Source organism: Salinimicrobium sp. WS361 (assembly GCF_050750585.1).
Classification (GTDB): Bacteria; Bacteroidota; Bacteroidia; order Flavobacteriales; family Flavobacteriaceae; genus Salinimicrobium.
This window is the reverse complement of record NZ_JBOJLM010000009.1, coordinates 150,066-165,142: the sequence shown is the minus strand read 5'-3', so window position 1 is coordinate 165,142 and position 15,077 is coordinate 150,066. Positions and strand designations below refer to the sequence as shown.

The following is a 15,077-nucleotide window of genomic DNA, read 5'->3' as shown; positions in this document are numbered from 1 at the left end:
CTTTGGAACCAGATCATCATAGCTGGGGGGAATAAGACTTAACTGATTTTGATGATAAGTCTTAAAAACTACTTTTCTGCTCATAACCTAAAAATAAGCAGCTATAACTTTTTATACAAAAAAAGGCTGCCTTTTCAGACAGCCTCTTTTTGTTGGATTAGTTTTTGACATCTACTCAGTAAAGAAACTTTAAAGAAAAAAACAGGTAGTAGGTTTTGCCTGGACAGTTAAGTTTCTTACCTGGACTTGTTACCCTCCAATTTTATCACCTCTTTTTAAAGTTATTTCAAACACTGTGCCCTCTCCAGGGACGCTGGAAACTGAAATTCTTCCGCCCATGGTTTCTACCTGATTTTTTGTAATAAAAAGGCCTATGCCTCTTGCGTCCTCATTTCCGTGAAAGGTTTTGTACATCCCAAAAATTTTATCGCCGAATTTATTCATGTCTATTCCTACACCATTGTCTTCAACTTTTATAACCACTTTTTCAGGATCCTGTAAGGCAGAAAAATTGATATAAGATTTTCTTCCGGTTTCTCTGTACTTAATGGCATTTGTAGTCAGGTTGAGAATTATACTGTCGAGATAAGCAGGTAAAGCCATTACTTCAAGATCTTTGGGGATGTTATTGAAAACAACTGTTTCTGTATCGGCAAGAAGTGGATGAACAGATTTTATAGCTTTTTCAACTGCATTATTGAGATTGAGACACTCCAGATCTTCATGCGTGGACTTATTTGAAGTAACTATCTTCTCTAGATCATAAATCGTATCTTCTAATTGACCAGATGCCATTAGCAGCATCTGTACAATCTCATTTTCGCCATGTTGCGGAATTTCTTCAAGATATAAGTTCAGCAAATTTTTAAAGTTTGCTGAATGGTTCCTCAGGTTGTGAGAAACAATATTGGCGAAATTTTTTAATCGGCTATTCTGTTCTTGCGTAATATGAAGAATGGAAGAGATTTCTTTTTGAGCTCTTTTTAGCTCCTTAATATCTGTGGCAACAGAAAGGTAGCCGGTTATTTGATGATTTTTTTCTACAGGAGTAATAGTCACCTGTACTGGCATTTCTTTTCCGCCCTTAGCCTTAAAACTCCACTCTCTCGTGTGAGGTAGCCCATGATCTGCGAGGAACTTCAGGATATCTGTAAGTCCGGGATTTTCATCAGGGAAATTTAGCAGTTCATTTCTCCTTTCCTGAATTTCCTGCTCAAGGTGTAATGCGGCATAAGGTAATTTCCCTATTACCTCTTCTCTTGTAAACTTTAATAAATTTTCTGCGCCCTTGTTGAAGGAAGATATAATACCGTTTCTGTCAAATCCAATAATACTTACCTGTGAACTTGCTTCCAGTATATTCTCTAAGTCACTTAAGGCTTTTCCCAATTCTTTTTGGGTTTCTTTTAGCGCTGTGGCGTCGGTTATTTGTGAAATAAAGTATAGTGGTTGTCCCGTGGAATCACGTACAAGAGAAACAGAAAGGATGATATAAACGAGATTGCCATTTTTATGGAAGTACCTTTTTTCCATCTGGTAAAATTCCCGTTTTCCTTCTACAAGCTCGTTTAGAAGAGACAGGTCAGCTTCTAGATCATCGGGATGGGTAATATCCTGGAAAGTTAGCTGTTGAAGCTCTTCAGGACTATAACCTACTATCTGGCAAAGCCTTTCGTTGACCTCAATCCACCGTCCTGTGGGATCTAGTAAGGCCATTCCAATAGCAGCATTTTTGAAACTACCTTCAAAAACCTGCCTGTTTATTCGATCATTTTCACCTCTTTCTTTTATCAGCTGTAATTCGGAAATTTCTTCGGAAGAAAAATTCTTTCTGCGGAATGCAACTAAAACTAAGTCTTCACCTTTTTCATCTTTGGTTAGATAAGAAAAAAAGTCCATTGTTAGAATGTACCCCTTGAAGTGTCTCAATCTTAAGACTCCTTTAAATTCACCCTTTGCGTAATTCTGAAGATCCTGAAGTTCACTAAAGATATTCAAATCTTCAGGGGCAATAGTTTTATTCCATTTAAGGATCTCATCTGGTTTGTCGCGCAGATCTAATGTTTGCAATAATTTGGGGCTAATCCATTTTTCTTCTGGAGCAGAGGGGTGAAAAAGAATATAACCTTGTAGGGCGTTATTTTGAACGGCATCAAACAAGTCTTCGTTCTGTAGAAGAATCTTGTAGACATTCCATTTTTCTTTTTTTAGTGGGGGTGTAGGGTTCAAGGGCAACTTTTAATATCCGGGGTCTTTCTTACTAATTATTCAAATTCCAGATTTGCTTTATCTCTCATTTTTTTATGAATTCATCCTCTTTATCAATTTGGAGCTTTTTATATCATACAGATATGTACTACAAAAATAAGTTAAAAACTTACAATAGAGGGATGTCATCGGGTTTATAGTACCTGATATCGATTTTTCATGTACTGGTTAGGGGTTTAAATTGTTGGTTTACAGGTTGATGAATTTATTTGTAAAAGTTATACTGATTAAGATTATTTCTGTATAAAATGATTCCTTCAATGTTCTTCAGACTTAACAAATTCCTACACTTCCAAAAAAGGGTTTTGTCTCTGGGTTTCTAATTATTGTTTAAACAGAACATTAAGATCTTAAGCCGAAATTTTTACTACATTTAGTCAAAACATTTTATTTGATGCTGGTAAAGGTTTACGGTAGTGCAGTTTTTGGCGTTGAAGCCACGACCATCACGGTCGAGGTAAATGTTGATACCGGCATTGGATATCACCTCGTAGGCCTTCCCGATATTGCTGTAAAAGAAAGCAGTTTCAGGATTGCAGCCGCTCTAAAAAATGTAGGGTACAGCCTTCCGGGGAAAAAGATAACCGTAAACATGGCACCTGCCGATCTTCGGAAAGAAGGTTCGGCTTATGACCTCACCTTCGCGATGGGGATACTTATGGCTTCAGGCCAAATTAAAGCCACCAACATAGGAGATTATGTCATCATGGGAGAACTTTCTCTCGACGGAAGTCTGCAGCCTATAAAAGGTGCTTTGCCTATAGCTATAAAGGCTAAGGAAGAAGGTTTTAAAGGCTTTATTCTTCCGAAGCAAAACGTGAAGGAAGCGGCTATTGTAAGTGGACTGGAAGTGTATGGTATTGAAAATATTGATGAAATAATCCGCTTCTTTGATAAAGGCCAGGCTTTAGAAAGAACCGAAATCGACACCAGGAAAGAATTCTTCCAGGAATTGGAAAATCCGGAGCACGATTTCGCCGATGTTAAGGGGCAGGAATCCATAAAACGCTGCATGGAGATTGCTGCGGCTGGCGGTCACAATATTATTCTAATCGGTCCGCCGGGAGCGGGTAAAACCATGCTCGCAAAACGCCTGCCGAGTATCTTGCCGCCCATGACCTTACACGAAGCTTTAGAAACTACAAAGATTCACAGCGTTGTGGGGCGCGTAAAGGAAAATGTGGGGCTTATGTCTCACCGGCCTTTTAGGAGTCCGCACCACACGATTAGCGACGTCGCTTTAGTCGGCGGCGGGGCATATCCGCAGCCGGGGGAGATCTCCATGTCTCATAATGGGGTTTTGTTCCTCGATGAACTTCCTGAGTTTAAAAGAAGTGTTCTGGAGGTGATGCGACAACCGCTGGAAGACCGGGAAGTGACTATTTCCCGGGCAAAATTTACTGTCACTTATCCATCGAGCTTTATGCTTGTGGCCAGTATGAATCCGAGTCCCAGCGGGTTCTTCAATGATCCCGGTTCTCCTGCTACATCTTCTCCCGCCGAGATGCAAAGGTATATGAGCAAGATAAGCGGACCTTTACTCGACAGGATTGACATACATATTGAAGTAACTCCCGTTCCTTTTGAGAAGCTAAGTGACGACAGGCGGGGAGAAAGCAGCCTGGAAATAAGAAAAAGAGTAACTGCTGCCAGACAAAAACAAACGGATAGGTTTGCAGATAATGACAAGGTGCATTACAATGCGCAAATGAATGTAAAACAAATTAGGGAGCACTGCGCGCTCGACCCAGATTCCATGAACCTGCTTAAGGTGGCCATGGAGCGGCTTAACTTATCTGCCCGGGCTTATGATCGCATTCTAAAGGTTTCCCGTACTATTGCAGATTTAGAAGATTCAGATAAAATAAAAGGAGCTCACATAAGTGAAGCTATACAATACCGCAGCCTCGACAGGGAAGGCTGGTTAGGATAATTTAAACTATGAAAAAGAAATTTTTAGTGATCGCTGCGCTTGCAGTAATAGCCTGTAAAGGCAATGATGAAGCGCCGGTAACCGAAGGTATGGAAACAGATTCTACCCTCGTAGATGAAGCTGTAGCTATGTTAGAACCCACACAAGCTGTTGTGCTTACTGTAGAGGAAGCTAATAAACTGGCCGAACTGCCTCTTAATTGTATCAATGTTGAATATCCCAATAAGCTCAATCAAACCCTCTCGGGTGCCGGAGATATTGGCGAACCCAAAGAGTTGCACCCCGCATTTTACGGCTGTTTTGACTGGCATTCTTCGGTACATGCCCATTGGTCTCTCGTAAGTTTGCTCAAGAAATTCCCTGAAATGAAAAAAGCCGATGAGATTCGGGAGACTCTAAAGAATTCTCTTACTACCGAAAATATCCGGCAGGAGGTGAAATATTTCAGCCGGGAGCAGGAGGGTAGTTTTGAACGCACCTACGGCTGGGCGTGGATTTTAAAACTGGCCGAAGAGCTGCACACCTGGGAAGATCCCTTAGCAGTAGAGCTGCGTGAGAATCTGCAGCCTCTTACAGATCTTATGGTGCAGAAGTTTAAGGAATTTCTTCCGAAGCTTAATTACTCCATAAGAGTTGGCGAGCACACCAATACAGCCTTTGCTCTTACACTGGCACATGATTATGCCGCTACCACGGAAGCAGAAGATTTGCGGTTGTTGATCGAGAAAAGAGCAAAAGATTACTATTTGAACGATGACAATTGCCCTATTGAATGGGAACCGGGAGGATTCGATTTCTTGTCGCCCTGCCTGGCCGAGGTCGATATTATGCGCCGTGTTCTTCCTAAAAAAACCTTCAATTTGTGGATGAAGGATTTTCTTCCGCAGTTGCAGAGCAAAGATTTTGCCATGGAAGTAGCCGAAGTGAGTGACAGGACCGACGGAAAATTGGTTCACCTTGACGGACTCAATTTTATCCGGGCCTGGGTGTTTTACGGCCTTGCCAATCAATATCCCGAACAATACGGGCATCTTCGCACGCTGGCCAATGAGCACGTGGCGTATTCATTTCCCAACCTCGTGGGCGATAGCTATGAAGGAGGGCACTGGCTTGGGAGTTTCGCTTTGTATGCTATACAGGAAAGTAATAAAAAGATGTAAAAGCCTTGATCGAGAATTCTGCTCCCGGAAGATCTTAACCCATTATTCCGGGTGAGAAGCTATTACTAAAAATTGGAGAGCTACAACTATGAAAAAAATACATATCAATTGCGATCTTGGAGAAGGAGGGGAGCATGACGGGCAGCTTATGCCCCTTATTTCGGCGTGTAATATTGCCTGTGGCGGGCATGCAGGCACGTTAGAAACCATGCAGCACACCGTAGATCTCGCTATGGAAAACGGGGTAGAGATAGGAGCTCATCCGTCGTATCCCGATAAAGAAAACTTCGGAAGGATCTCCATTCCTATGGAAAGTGAGGAGCTTAAAACAAGCCTGGTTGCGCAAATTATGAGCTTAAAGCAAATTGCAGAAGCTGAAGGGGCGGTGCTCACTCATGTAAAGCCTCATGGCGCTCTTTATAATGATGCTTTTAATAATGCTGAAGTTGCCAAACTTATTATCGATTCTGTTCTTGAATTCGGAAATGACCTGGTGCTTTATGTGGCCGAAGGTTCTGTAATAAGTGAGTTGGCGAAAGGTAAATTAGAGATGAGATATGAAGCCTTTGCCGATAGAAATTACAACCCAAATGGCACCCTTGTAAACCGGAAGGAAACGGGTGCCGTGATCACCAAAAAAGAAGAGGTTTTTAACCATCTTTTATCCATGATTTCTGAGCAAAAAATTACCCCTCAAAAAGGCCAGAAATTTGACACTTTTGCCACCACTTTTTGCCTGCATGGAGACACACCAAATTCGGTAGAAATTCTTGAATATTTACACCGGGAATTACCTGCTAAAAATATCGAAATCTTTAAAGCTTAATGGAAGTATTTCCGAAGATAAAACGGATGGGCGAGGGGGCAATCCTTGTCGAATTTGAACCTGGAATAACTCCTGAAACTCTTGCAAAGGTTTTAAAACTGAAGAAATTCCTTCAGAAAAAATTAGCTAAACAAAAGGTTGAAGTAATAAACACATATAACTCATTATTAATTAATTACATTGCGAATATAGAGAGTGCTTATAGTGAGGTTTATGACCTTTTGGGTGAGTTTTTAGGTGCTAATATAGATGAAATTATTGAATCTAAATTATTTCACATTCCTGTGTGTTACGATGATGTTTTTGGCCTTGATCTCGAGGAGATTTCACGGGTGAAAAAGTTGCCTAAAGAGGAAATGATCCGGTTGCATTCTTCGGTAGATTACCTGGTGTATTTCACCGGATTTTTACCCGGATTTTTATACCTGGGTGGGCTGCCTCAAAAACTACATTTTTCACGTCGTTCTCATCCGCGACAAAAGGTCCCAAAAGGGGCTGTGGGGATTGGTGAAAAACAGACCGGAATTTACCCTCAATCGAGCCCCGGTGGATGGAATATAATTGGCAATTCTCCGGTAAAATTATTTGATCCGGCAGCAGATAAACCATGCCCAATTTCGGCTGGTGACAGGTTGAGGTTTTATCAGGTAGATTTAGAAGAGCACCAAAGAATTTCTGAGCTGGTGGAAAGAGGGGAATTCAGAATAAAATCTGAAAAACTATGATGGCGCAGGCGGAAATTCTACAGCCGGGATTGTACAGCAGCATACAGGATCTGGGTCGGTACGGCTATCGTGAATTTGGCGTACCCACATCTGGGGCGATGGACAGGCAGGCGGCGAAGGTGGCTAATCTTCTCCTGAAGAATGAGCCTGATGCCGCAGTGATGGAAATAACGCTACAGGGGCCAAAAATGGCATTTTCGGGGGCTGTTCAAATTGTGATCACGGGGGCGCAACTGTCTCCGGAACTTGACGGCGAGGCGTTGCAGAACAATCAGGTGGTACAGGTCGCTGCGGGGCAGGTGCTTAGCTTCGGGAGAAGAAAATACGGCTATAGAGCCTATCTGGCCATTAAAGGTGGCTTCCAGACCGATGCTGTTTTGGATAGCAGAAGCTGGTGTGATGGGGTGACACCTCACAGCCGACTGGAAAGAGGTATGAAATTACCCTTTTTGGAGAGTAAGCGCGAACCTGTTTCAAAATTTTCTTCGGTTAAGGTAGATGAGCATATCACTTCAGAAGTAGTGGAGGCTTTTCGGGGGCCGGAGTTTGATCTTCTGCAGCCTTCAGAAAAAGAAGCGCTTCAAAAATGGCATTTTTCAGCAGCAAAAGAAAGCAATCGCATGGGAATTCAACTTCAGGAAAAACTGGAGAATAATCTAAAGCCAATCCTTACAGGTCCGGTGCTTCCCGGTACGGTGCAGCTCACGCCATCGGGAACTTTGATCGCTTTAATGAGAGATGGTCAAACTACGGGTGGATATCCCAGTATTCTTCAGTTCACCGAAACAGGTATAAATACTTTGGTTCAAAAATTGCCGGGAGAAAAGCTGCGAATAAAGCTGGTGGACTATAGCTAATTCAGAAAAAAAGAAGGTGCCATTTTCATGAAACTGCTTAAATCCCCTACTATTTAAGCATTCCGAAAAATGACACCATTTCTTATTTTAAGTGCTATAAATTTAATCAAAGTTGACGTAAAAAGGGTAAAATCCTACAATGATTTACTGTTTTGAATTAAGAATTTTACTAATTGTGTTAGAGACTGCTAAGTATTTGAGGCTTAATAAATTTCTCTGTTGCCTAATATTTTCAAAGCAGCCGTGAAAGGAATATCTTTGTAAAAAAATTGTAAGTGATAGATTCTGCTAAAATTGAGTTACGAAACCTGAGTGTTAAGGATTATAAGGAGTTAAAGATCTCTATGATTGAGAGCTATGATGCCATGCCAAATGAGTATTGGAGCGAAAAGGAGATCAAAAACCTGATTAAGAAATTTCCCGACGGGCAATTTTGTATAGTGATCAATGAGAAAATTGCAGGTTGTGCCCTGTCAATCATGGTAGACTATAACAAGTTTGACGACAGTCATACCTATGAGGAGATTACCGGGGGAGAAAATTTTTCCACCCACACAAAGTCTGGCGATGTGCTTTACGGTATTGATGTTTTCATTCATCCGGAATATCGCGGGATGCGCCTTGGGCGAAGACTTTACGAGGCAAGGAAGGAGCTATGTGAACAATTGAACCTAAAATCTATCATTTTTGGAGGGCGAATCCCCAACTATGCCGAATACGCCGAAGAGTTTACCCCAAAACAGTATATAGAAAAAGTAAAGGTTAAGGAGATACACGATCCTGTGCTGTCTTTTCAGCTCTCTAACGATTTTCACGTAAAAAAGGTGATCAAGGGTTATTTGCCCGGGGATCATGAGAGCAAGGAATTTGCCACCCTCATGGAGTGGAATAATATTTACTACACCAAGCCCGACAAGCTCATCAATACTGCCAAAACCGTGGTGCGACTGGGATTGGTGCAGTGGCAAATGCGCCTTTTTAAAGATTTTGATGCCCTTGTATCTCAGATAGAATTTTTTGTGGATGCTGTAAGTGATTATCAAAGTGACTTTATCCTTTTTCCGGAGCTCTTCAATGCGCCTTTAATGGCCGAGTACAATCACCTTAATGAAGCTGAAGCTATACGTTCCCTGGCCTCTTATACCGATAAGTTGCTGGAGACGTTTGTAGATTTTGCCATCACCTACAACATCAATATCATTACTGGCAGCATGCCCCAAATTATTGGGGAGCACATGTATAACGTGGGCTATTTGTGCCGTCGCGACGGTAGTTATGAGCGGTACGAGAAACTGCATATCACGCCGGCCGAAGGTTCTGCCTGGGGTATGAAAGGTGGCAGCCAGTTAAAAACCCTTGATACCGATTGTGGAAAGATTGGCGTGCTTATTTGTTATGATGTGGAATTTCCGGAGTTAGGAAGATTACTGGCCGAGCAGGGCATGAACATATTATTTGTGCCTTTTATGACCGATACCCAAAACGGGTATTCGAGGGTTAGGTTATGTGCAATGAGCCGGGCTATAGAAAATGAATGTTACGTGGCAATTGCGGGTTCTGTGGGTAACCTTCCAAAGGTGAACAATATGGATATACAGTACGCGCAGAGTGCAGTGTTCACGCCGTCTGACTTCTCATTTCCTGTAAACGGAATTAAGGCTGAAGCCACTCCAAACACAGAGAGTACCCTGCTTGTAGATGTAGATCTTGACCTGCTTAAGGAGCTGCACACTTTTGGAAGCGTTAGAAACCTGAAAGACCGCCGTAAAGATTTATATTCCCTTAAGCTGAAGAAGTAATTACAAGCGTTTCATTACTTTCTTTATAAGCGGAAGTTTGCCTGCATAGGGAGCATATCGCAGAGGGATATCTATCCAGGTAGCCCTCTTGCTGATGCTTTTTTTATGGGTAAAAGTATCAAAGGAAAATTTGCCGTGGTAGCCGCCATAGCCGCTGCTGCCCACTCCGCCAAACGGCAGGTTCTTATTTGCAATATGTATTACAACGTCATTGGTAGCCCCCCCTCCAAAATGGTATTTTTGAAGGATCTTTTCTGAAAAATCCTTGTCTTCAGCAAAGACGTAAAGCGCAAGAGGATCTGGATAATGGCTGATGATCTTTTCGATTTCCGTTTCATCGGAATAAGTGAGAACCGGAAGGATTGGACCAAAGATCTCATCCTGCATCACTGCAGATTCTAGCGAAGGTTCGTTTAGTAGGGTAGGCGCGATATAATTATCGCCTGGAGCGGTTTCGCCTCCTGTGATAATGGTTTGGCCCTCAAGCATCGCCTGCAGCCTTTCAAAATTTTTCTTATTGATGATCCTGGCATAATCTGGCGACTTTTTTATTTCCTCGCCAAAGGCAGCTTTTATTTCCTTTTTTAATGCCTCGGTAAATTCAGTTTTTTTTCGTTTGTCGATCAGGATGTAATCGGGAGAAATACAGGTTTGTCCGGCATTTATGAATTTTCCCCAAACAATTCTTTTCGCTGCCAAACTAATTTTAGCCGAATCATGGATGATACATGGATTTTTTCCGCCGAGTTCGAGAGTTGAGGGAGTAAGATTGGGGGCTATGGCTTTAGCTACAATTCTTCCTACCGGAACGCTTCCGGTAAAAAAGACGTAATCCCATTTCTGTTTCAGGAGTTCTTCTGAAGTTTCCACGCCACCCAGGATCAAGGCACAATGTTCTTCAGGATAAACTTCAGCAAATATTTCTTTGGTGAGTTGAGAAGTTGCGGGAGCGTATTCGCTGGGTTTGATCACAACAGTGTTTCCCGCTGCCAATGCGCCTATTGCCGGGGAAACACTTAACTGAAAAGGATAATTCCACGGTGCCAGTACCAGGACTTTTCCGTAGGGCTGGGAATAGATATAATCTTTTGATGGGAAATTGAGAAAAGTGCTTTTTACCTTTTGAGGTTTTGCCCACTTTTTTAGCTTCCTGATGGTGTACTTGAGCTCACTGAGGATAAGCGCTGTTTCGGTGGCATAGGTTTCAAATTCGGGCTTTCTGAAATCGGCAAAAAGGGCGGCAGCTATTTCTTTCTCTCTGCTTTCAATGACTTTTTTAAGGGTTTTTAATTTAGATATCCTTTCGGCAACATCAAGAGTTTTACCGGTCTCAAAAAAGGCATTTTGAGAGCTTAGTAGTTGAGGGATGTCTACTGCTGCTATATTTTCGATTTCTTCAGCCATAATTTTTCATTGTAATTTACAAAAATTATGACTGAAGCTAAAGCCGGATTATTTTACGAAGCTCATAGGTAATCTGAACCTTGTAGATACCGGTTCTCCAAAGCGCTGGGCGAGTTCCCATCTTGGCATGTTGCTCAATACCTGCACGGCTACCGCGTTGTACCAGCGTGGAGCACCTTCAACTACCTGTACTTCGCTAATTATTCCTTCTTCATTGATGGTGAAAATAAGTAGGACCTTAACCGTAGTGCCTTTCTTTTGTTTTTCAGGCACCGGCAGGGTATTTTTTAAGTATTTTTGGAGGGCATCATTTCCGCCGGGATAGGAAGTTGAGACCCAATAAGGGAAATGCTCAATTTTTTCACCTTTTTCATTCCATACCGTTCCCGATTTGAATTTGTCTTTTTTAAAGAAATCGTGCCGCTTTTTATTACCGTTTGGCCACCAGGCGACGAGCTCTCCATGTCGGTCTCCATTTTTGTAATCAATTTCGTACCATGGCTCTCCTGTTTTGTACCAGAATTTATGTCGGCCTTCATTCACCTGTTTTCCATCTTTAATAGACAGATACTGTTCTGCAGAAAGATCACCGTTTATTCTATAGGTTAACCTATGAAATTCAGCATCTCCTTCATCAGTTTTTTCCTCTATCTTATAAAAAGTAGCTTCGGCAGGATTGGTCACTACTTCATACTTTTCATTCATGTAGATTTTTTCCTGGGCAGAAAGTATTGCGGTAAACAGGAGGAGGAGGGTGAGAATTGTGTTTTTCATTATTATAAGTCTTGATCAGTAGAAGACTGAATTAGAGAATAGTTTTATGCAGATTAAAATTTTGGGGAAAATACTTTAAATTATCAAAAGGTGAAAAAGGAAAACCGTAAAAGAATAAGCTGAAAACGGGCGTGCAGCGCCTGAATACACATAGCTGTTGATTGATGGTGCATATTTTTTGTTTAATTGTTTTGGTTTTTAAAAAATAAACTTACTTTTACGGTGTGATTTTAGAGTCTCAAATAATAATAAGGCCCATGTTGCGCCGCCGGATGTAGTCCATCTGTCAGCGCACCTCTCTTTTTGTCTTAATTTTTATTTAGTTTTTTTATTTTGAATCACATTTTTCCACAATACATTTCCCATTTACTTTTTAGGCTTTCTCCTGAGAATTCTTTCAGGCGCCGCCGTAGTTTCCGCCGCACGTTTGTGCGTGCTTAATTATTATGGAACCCAGGTGAGTCCGGTTCTTTCCCCGAAAACCCTTTCTTGATTTTTTAACCTTTAATTCTTTAGCATATGAAAATTGTCATTGCTAATGCTTCTCATGAAAAGTATGCACAGGTAATTTGTGATACTATTGAAGAATCTGCCAAAATTCGCGGCACAGGTATAGCCCGCCGTACACCCGAGTATATTCTTACCAAGATGCAGAATGGAAACGCCGTAATTGCCCTGGAGGGCGATAGATTTGCCGGTTTTTGTTATATCGAAGTGTGGAGTCACGAGAAGTTTGTAGCCAATTCAGGACTTATAGTTCATCCCGATTTCAGGAATCGAGGCCTGGCAAAGGATATCAAAAAAGCCATTTTTGAGCTCTCCCGTAAAAAATATCCTCAAGCCAAGATCTTTGGGATCACCACAGGACTTGCCGTTATGAAGATCAATTACGAATTGGGCTACCAGCCTGTGACCTTTAGTGAACTCACAGATGATGAGAGTTTCTGGAAAGGCTGTCAAACCTGCAAAAATTACGATATTCTTACCCGTACCGAAAGAAAGATGTGTCTTTGCACAGGGATGTTGTATGATCCTGTTAAAAAGGAGAAATCTAAAGAAAAATCAAGACTGAACGACAAGGCGTTCACCCGATTAAAAAGTATTAAACAAACCCTTTTCTATAAAAAAGAGAAAGTGGTTGAAAATATTGAAAATAAAACAAAATGAAAAAAGTAGTAATTGCTTATAGTGGAGGATTAGATACCTCTTATTGCGCGAAATATTTATCAAAAGAAGAAAACTTTGAAGTTCATGCAGTGAGCGTGAATACAGGAGGATTTAGTCAGGAAGAGATTGAGCGCATTGGTAACACTGCCAAAGCCATTGGTGCCACTACCTATACCAACCTTGATGCTGTTTCTTCCTTTTACCAAAAGGTAGTAAAATATCTCATTTTTGGAAACGTACTAAAGAACAATACTTATCCACTTTCTGTAAGTGCAGAACGTATTATTCAGGCAATCGAAATTGTAAACCACGCCAGGAAAATAGGGGCAGGTTATATTGCCCACGGTAGTACAGGCGCAGGAAATGATCAGGTGAGGTTTGATATGATCTTCCAGATCCTGGCTCCCGAAATTGAAATTATTACGCCAATCCGCGATAAGAAATTAACCCGGCAGGAAGAGATCGACTACCTGCAATCTCAGGGAGTAGATATGAACTGGGAAAAAGCAAAATACTCTATAAATAAAGGTTTGTGGGGAACCAGCGTTGGTGGTGCTGAGACCCTGACTTCAGGGAAACCTTTGCCAGAGGCAGCTTTCCCTTCCCAGCTTCAGGAAAAGGAAGCTTCACGGGTAACGCTTACCTTTGAAAAAGGGGAACTTACAGCCGTGAATGGAGAAGAAAATTCTCCCGAGAAGAATATAGAAAAACTGGAAGAACTGGCTTCAGCATATGCTATTGGCCGTGATATCCACGTAGGGGACACGATTATTGGAATTAAAGGAAGGGTTGGTTTTGAAGCAGCTGCGGCCTTAATAACCATTAAGGCACACCACCTTTTGGAAAAACACACCCTGAGTAAGTGGCAGTTACAACATAAAGAAAATGTTGCAAGTTGGTACGGAATGCACCTTCATGAAGGCCAATACCTGGATCCTGTGATGCGTGATTTTGAAGCTTTTTTACAGAACTCCCAGCAACAGGTAAGCGGGGAAGTATATATTAGCCTGCACCCATATAGATTTGTTCTGGAAGGGATCTCTTCTCCTTTTGATCTTATGAACAGCGGCTTCGGAAAGTATGGAGAAGAAAACAATGCCTGGACAGCACAGGATGCCAAAGGTTTTATTAAGATCCTTAGTAATTCAGGAAAGATCTATAACCAGGTAAAACAGAAATCATGATCAAAGCAGGAATAATCGGGGGAGCCGGATATACGGCCGGGGAATTAACCCGGATTCTGGTAAACCATCCGCAGGTAGAGCTGGATTTTATTTACAGCACCTCAAGTGCAGGAAAACCTGTATATGCCATTCACCAGGACCTTGTTGGGGAAACCGAAATTACTTTCAGCAGTAAAGTAAACACTAATGTAGATGTGGTTTTTCTCTGCCTTGGCCATGGAAATTCAAAAAAGTTTCTGGAAGAGACAGAATTTTCAAAAAGCACCAAAATCATTGATCTAAGTACCGATTTCAGGAAAACAGAACCTTCACATTCATTTATTTACGGCCTGCCTGAATTAGACAGGAGAAAGATTGAAAGTGCAGAATTTATTGCAAATCCCGGTTGTTTTGCAACGGCAATCAACCTGGCACTTTTACCTCTTGCATATGCAGGATTACTAAAAGAAGATGTGCATGTGAATGCCGTCACCGGTGCTACCGGCGCCGGAACCTCTTTTTCGGGCTCTACACATTTCGCCTGGAGAGATAATAACTTTTCTTCTTACAAGGCTTTTGAACATCAACATCTTTCAGAAATTGGGCAGAGTGTGCTGCAGCTCCAGGAAAATTTTGATCACAAGATCAATTTTATTCCCAACCGGGGCAATTTCTCCCGCGGTATTCACTGTACAACATATACCTCTTTTGAAGGGGAACTGGAAGACGCTGTTGGAATATATAAGATGTTCTATGCAAATGCGGCTTTTACACACGTGGTAGAAGAAGAACTGCATCTAAAACAGGTAGTCAATACCAATAAATGCCTGGTAAGAGTGCAAAAGTTTGATGATAAGATATTGATCACCACTGTTCTTGACAACTTGCTAAAAGGTGCCAGTGGGCAGGCGGTTCAAAATATGAACCTTATGTTTGGCCTTGAAGAAAGCACGGGGCTGAAATTGAAAGCGAATTACTTCTAACTAAATAAGATCTCACAG

At 41.6% G+C, this 15,077-nt stretch carries 12 protein-coding genes; 9 read left to right on the top strand and 3 right to left on the bottom strand.

Translation table 11 applies throughout. The annotated features are described in order from the left end of the window. Nucleotides 1-249: 249 nt before the first annotated feature. Nucleotides 250-2,229 (bottom strand): PAS domain S-box protein, encoded by a 1,980-nt coding sequence (locus ACQ93I_RS11180; RefSeq protein ID WP_431698607.1) that lies wholly within the window; start codon nt 2,227-2,229, stop codon nt 250-252. A 433-nt stretch (nt 2,230-2,662) separates the two neighbouring features. Here ACQ93I_RS11180 and ACQ93I_RS11175 point away from each other — a divergent pair, with 433 nt between their 5' ends. The 6 genes from ACQ93I_RS11175 to ACQ93I_RS11150 all read left to right on the top strand — a co-directional run bounded on the left by ACQ93I_RS11175 (nt 2,663) and on the right by ACQ93I_RS11150 (nt 9,568). Then, nucleotides 2,663-4,201 carry a YifB family Mg chelatase-like AAA ATPase gene (locus ACQ93I_RS11175; protein WP_431698606.1) on the top strand — a complete coding sequence of 513 codons (1,539 nt, stop codon included), beginning with the start codon at nt 2,663-2,665 and terminating at the stop codon, nt 4,199-4,201. A gap of 8 nt (nt 4,202-4,209) precedes the next feature. Next, nucleotides 4,210-5,361, top strand: coding sequence for a DUF2891 domain-containing protein (locus ACQ93I_RS11170; protein WP_431698605.1), 1,152 nt, complete (start codon nt 4,210-4,212; stop codon nt 5,359-5,361). A gap of 88 nt (nt 5,362-5,449) precedes the next feature. Beyond that, nucleotides 5,450-6,187, top strand: a complete 738-nt coding sequence (pxpA, locus tag ACQ93I_RS11165; RefSeq protein WP_431698604.1) for a 5-oxoprolinase subunit PxpA — start codon at nt 5,450-5,452, stop codon at nt 6,185-6,187. Beyond that, nucleotides 6,187-6,912 (top strand): 5-oxoprolinase subunit PxpB, encoded by a 726-nt coding sequence (gene pxpB, locus ACQ93I_RS11160; RefSeq protein WP_431698603.1) that lies wholly within the window; start codon nt 6,187-6,189, stop codon nt 6,910-6,912. The genes pxpA and pxpB overlap by 1 nt, the downstream gene beginning before the upstream one ends. Beyond that, nucleotides 6,909-7,769, top strand: coding sequence for a biotin-dependent carboxyltransferase family protein (locus ACQ93I_RS11155; RefSeq protein WP_431698602.1), 861 nt, complete (start codon nt 6,909-6,911; stop codon nt 7,767-7,769). The genes pxpB and ACQ93I_RS11155 overlap by 4 nt, the downstream gene beginning before the upstream one ends. Nucleotides 7,770-8,044: 275 nt before the next feature. Further along, on the top strand, nt 8,045-9,568 hold the full coding sequence (locus ACQ93I_RS11150) for a bifunctional GNAT family N-acetyltransferase/carbon-nitrogen hydrolase family protein (protein WP_431698601.1): 1,524 nt from the start codon (nt 8,045-8,047) through the stop codon (nt 9,566-9,568). Here the strand turns inward: ACQ93I_RS11150 and ACQ93I_RS11145 are convergent, their stop codons facing one another. Both ACQ93I_RS11145 and ACQ93I_RS11140 read right to left on the bottom strand, forming a co-directional pair. Then, nucleotides 9,569-10,972 carry an aldehyde dehydrogenase gene (locus ACQ93I_RS11145; protein ID WP_431698600.1) on the bottom strand — a complete coding sequence of 468 codons (1,404 nt, stop codon included), beginning with the start codon at nt 10,970-10,972 and terminating at the stop codon, nt 9,569-9,571. Nucleotides 10,973-11,020: 48 nt separating this feature from the next. Further along, on the bottom strand, nt 11,021-11,746 hold the full coding sequence (locus ACQ93I_RS11140) for a hypothetical protein (RefSeq protein WP_431698599.1): 726 nt from the start codon (nt 11,744-11,746) through the stop codon (nt 11,021-11,023). A gap of 519 nt (nt 11,747-12,265) precedes the next feature. Between ACQ93I_RS11140 and ACQ93I_RS11135 the strand changes: the two genes are divergently transcribed. The 3 genes from ACQ93I_RS11135 to argC are packed head-to-tail and all read left to right on the top strand — an operon-like array spanning nt 12,266 to nt 15,059. Next, nucleotides 12,266-12,913, top strand: a complete 648-nt coding sequence (locus tag ACQ93I_RS11135; protein ID WP_266071118.1) for a GNAT family N-acetyltransferase — start codon at nt 12,266-12,268, stop codon at nt 12,911-12,913. Beyond that, nucleotides 12,910-14,097 (top strand): argininosuccinate synthase, encoded by a 1,188-nt coding sequence (locus ACQ93I_RS11130; protein ID WP_431698598.1) that lies wholly within the window; start codon nt 12,910-12,912, stop codon nt 14,095-14,097. The genes ACQ93I_RS11135 and ACQ93I_RS11130 overlap by 4 nt, the downstream gene beginning before the upstream one ends. Further along, entirely contained in the window at nt 14,094-15,059 is a 966-nt protein-coding gene (argC, locus tag ACQ93I_RS11125) for an N-acetyl-gamma-glutamyl-phosphate reductase (protein WP_431698597.1), read from the top strand. Before ACQ93I_RS11130 ends, argC begins: the two co-directional genes overlap by 4 nt. Nucleotides 15,060-15,077 lie beyond the last annotated feature (18 nt).

What these genes read in the sequence shown, in the direction of transcription:
- ACQ93I_RS11155 (WP_431698602.1), top strand. Translation starts at nt 6,909, where the DNA reads ATGATGGCGCAGGCGGAAATTCTACAGCCGGGATTGTACAGCAGCATA.
- argC (WP_431698597.1), top strand. Translation starts at nt 14,094, where the DNA reads ATGATCAAAGCAGGAATAATCGGGGGAGCCGGATATACGGCCGGGGAA.
- pxpB (WP_431698603.1), top strand. Translation starts at nt 6,187, where the DNA reads ATGGAAGTATTTCCGAAGATAAAACGGATGGGCGAGGGGGCAATCCTT.
- ACQ93I_RS11145 (WP_431698600.1), bottom strand. Translation starts at nt 10,972, where the DNA reads ATGGCTGAAGAAATCGAAAATATAGCAGCAGTAGACATCCCTCAACTA.
- ACQ93I_RS11170 (WP_431698605.1), top strand. Translation starts at nt 4,210, where the DNA reads ATGAAAAAGAAATTTTTAGTGATCGCTGCGCTTGCAGTAATAGCCTGT.
- ACQ93I_RS11135 (WP_266071118.1), top strand. Translation starts at nt 12,266, where the DNA reads ATGAAAATTGTCATTGCTAATGCTTCTCATGAAAAGTATGCACAGGTA.
- ACQ93I_RS11175 (WP_431698606.1), top strand. Translation starts at nt 2,663, where the DNA reads ATGCTGGTAAAGGTTTACGGTAGTGCAGTTTTTGGCGTTGAAGCCACG.
- ACQ93I_RS11130 (WP_431698598.1), top strand. Translation starts at nt 12,910, where the DNA reads ATGAAAAAAGTAGTAATTGCTTATAGTGGAGGATTAGATACCTCTTAT.
- ACQ93I_RS11140 (WP_431698599.1), bottom strand. Translation starts at nt 11,746, where the DNA reads ATGAAAAACACAATTCTCACCCTCCTCCTCCTGTTTACCGCAATACTT.
- pxpA (WP_431698604.1), top strand. Translation starts at nt 5,450, where the DNA reads ATGAAAAAAATACATATCAATTGCGATCTTGGAGAAGGAGGGGAGCAT.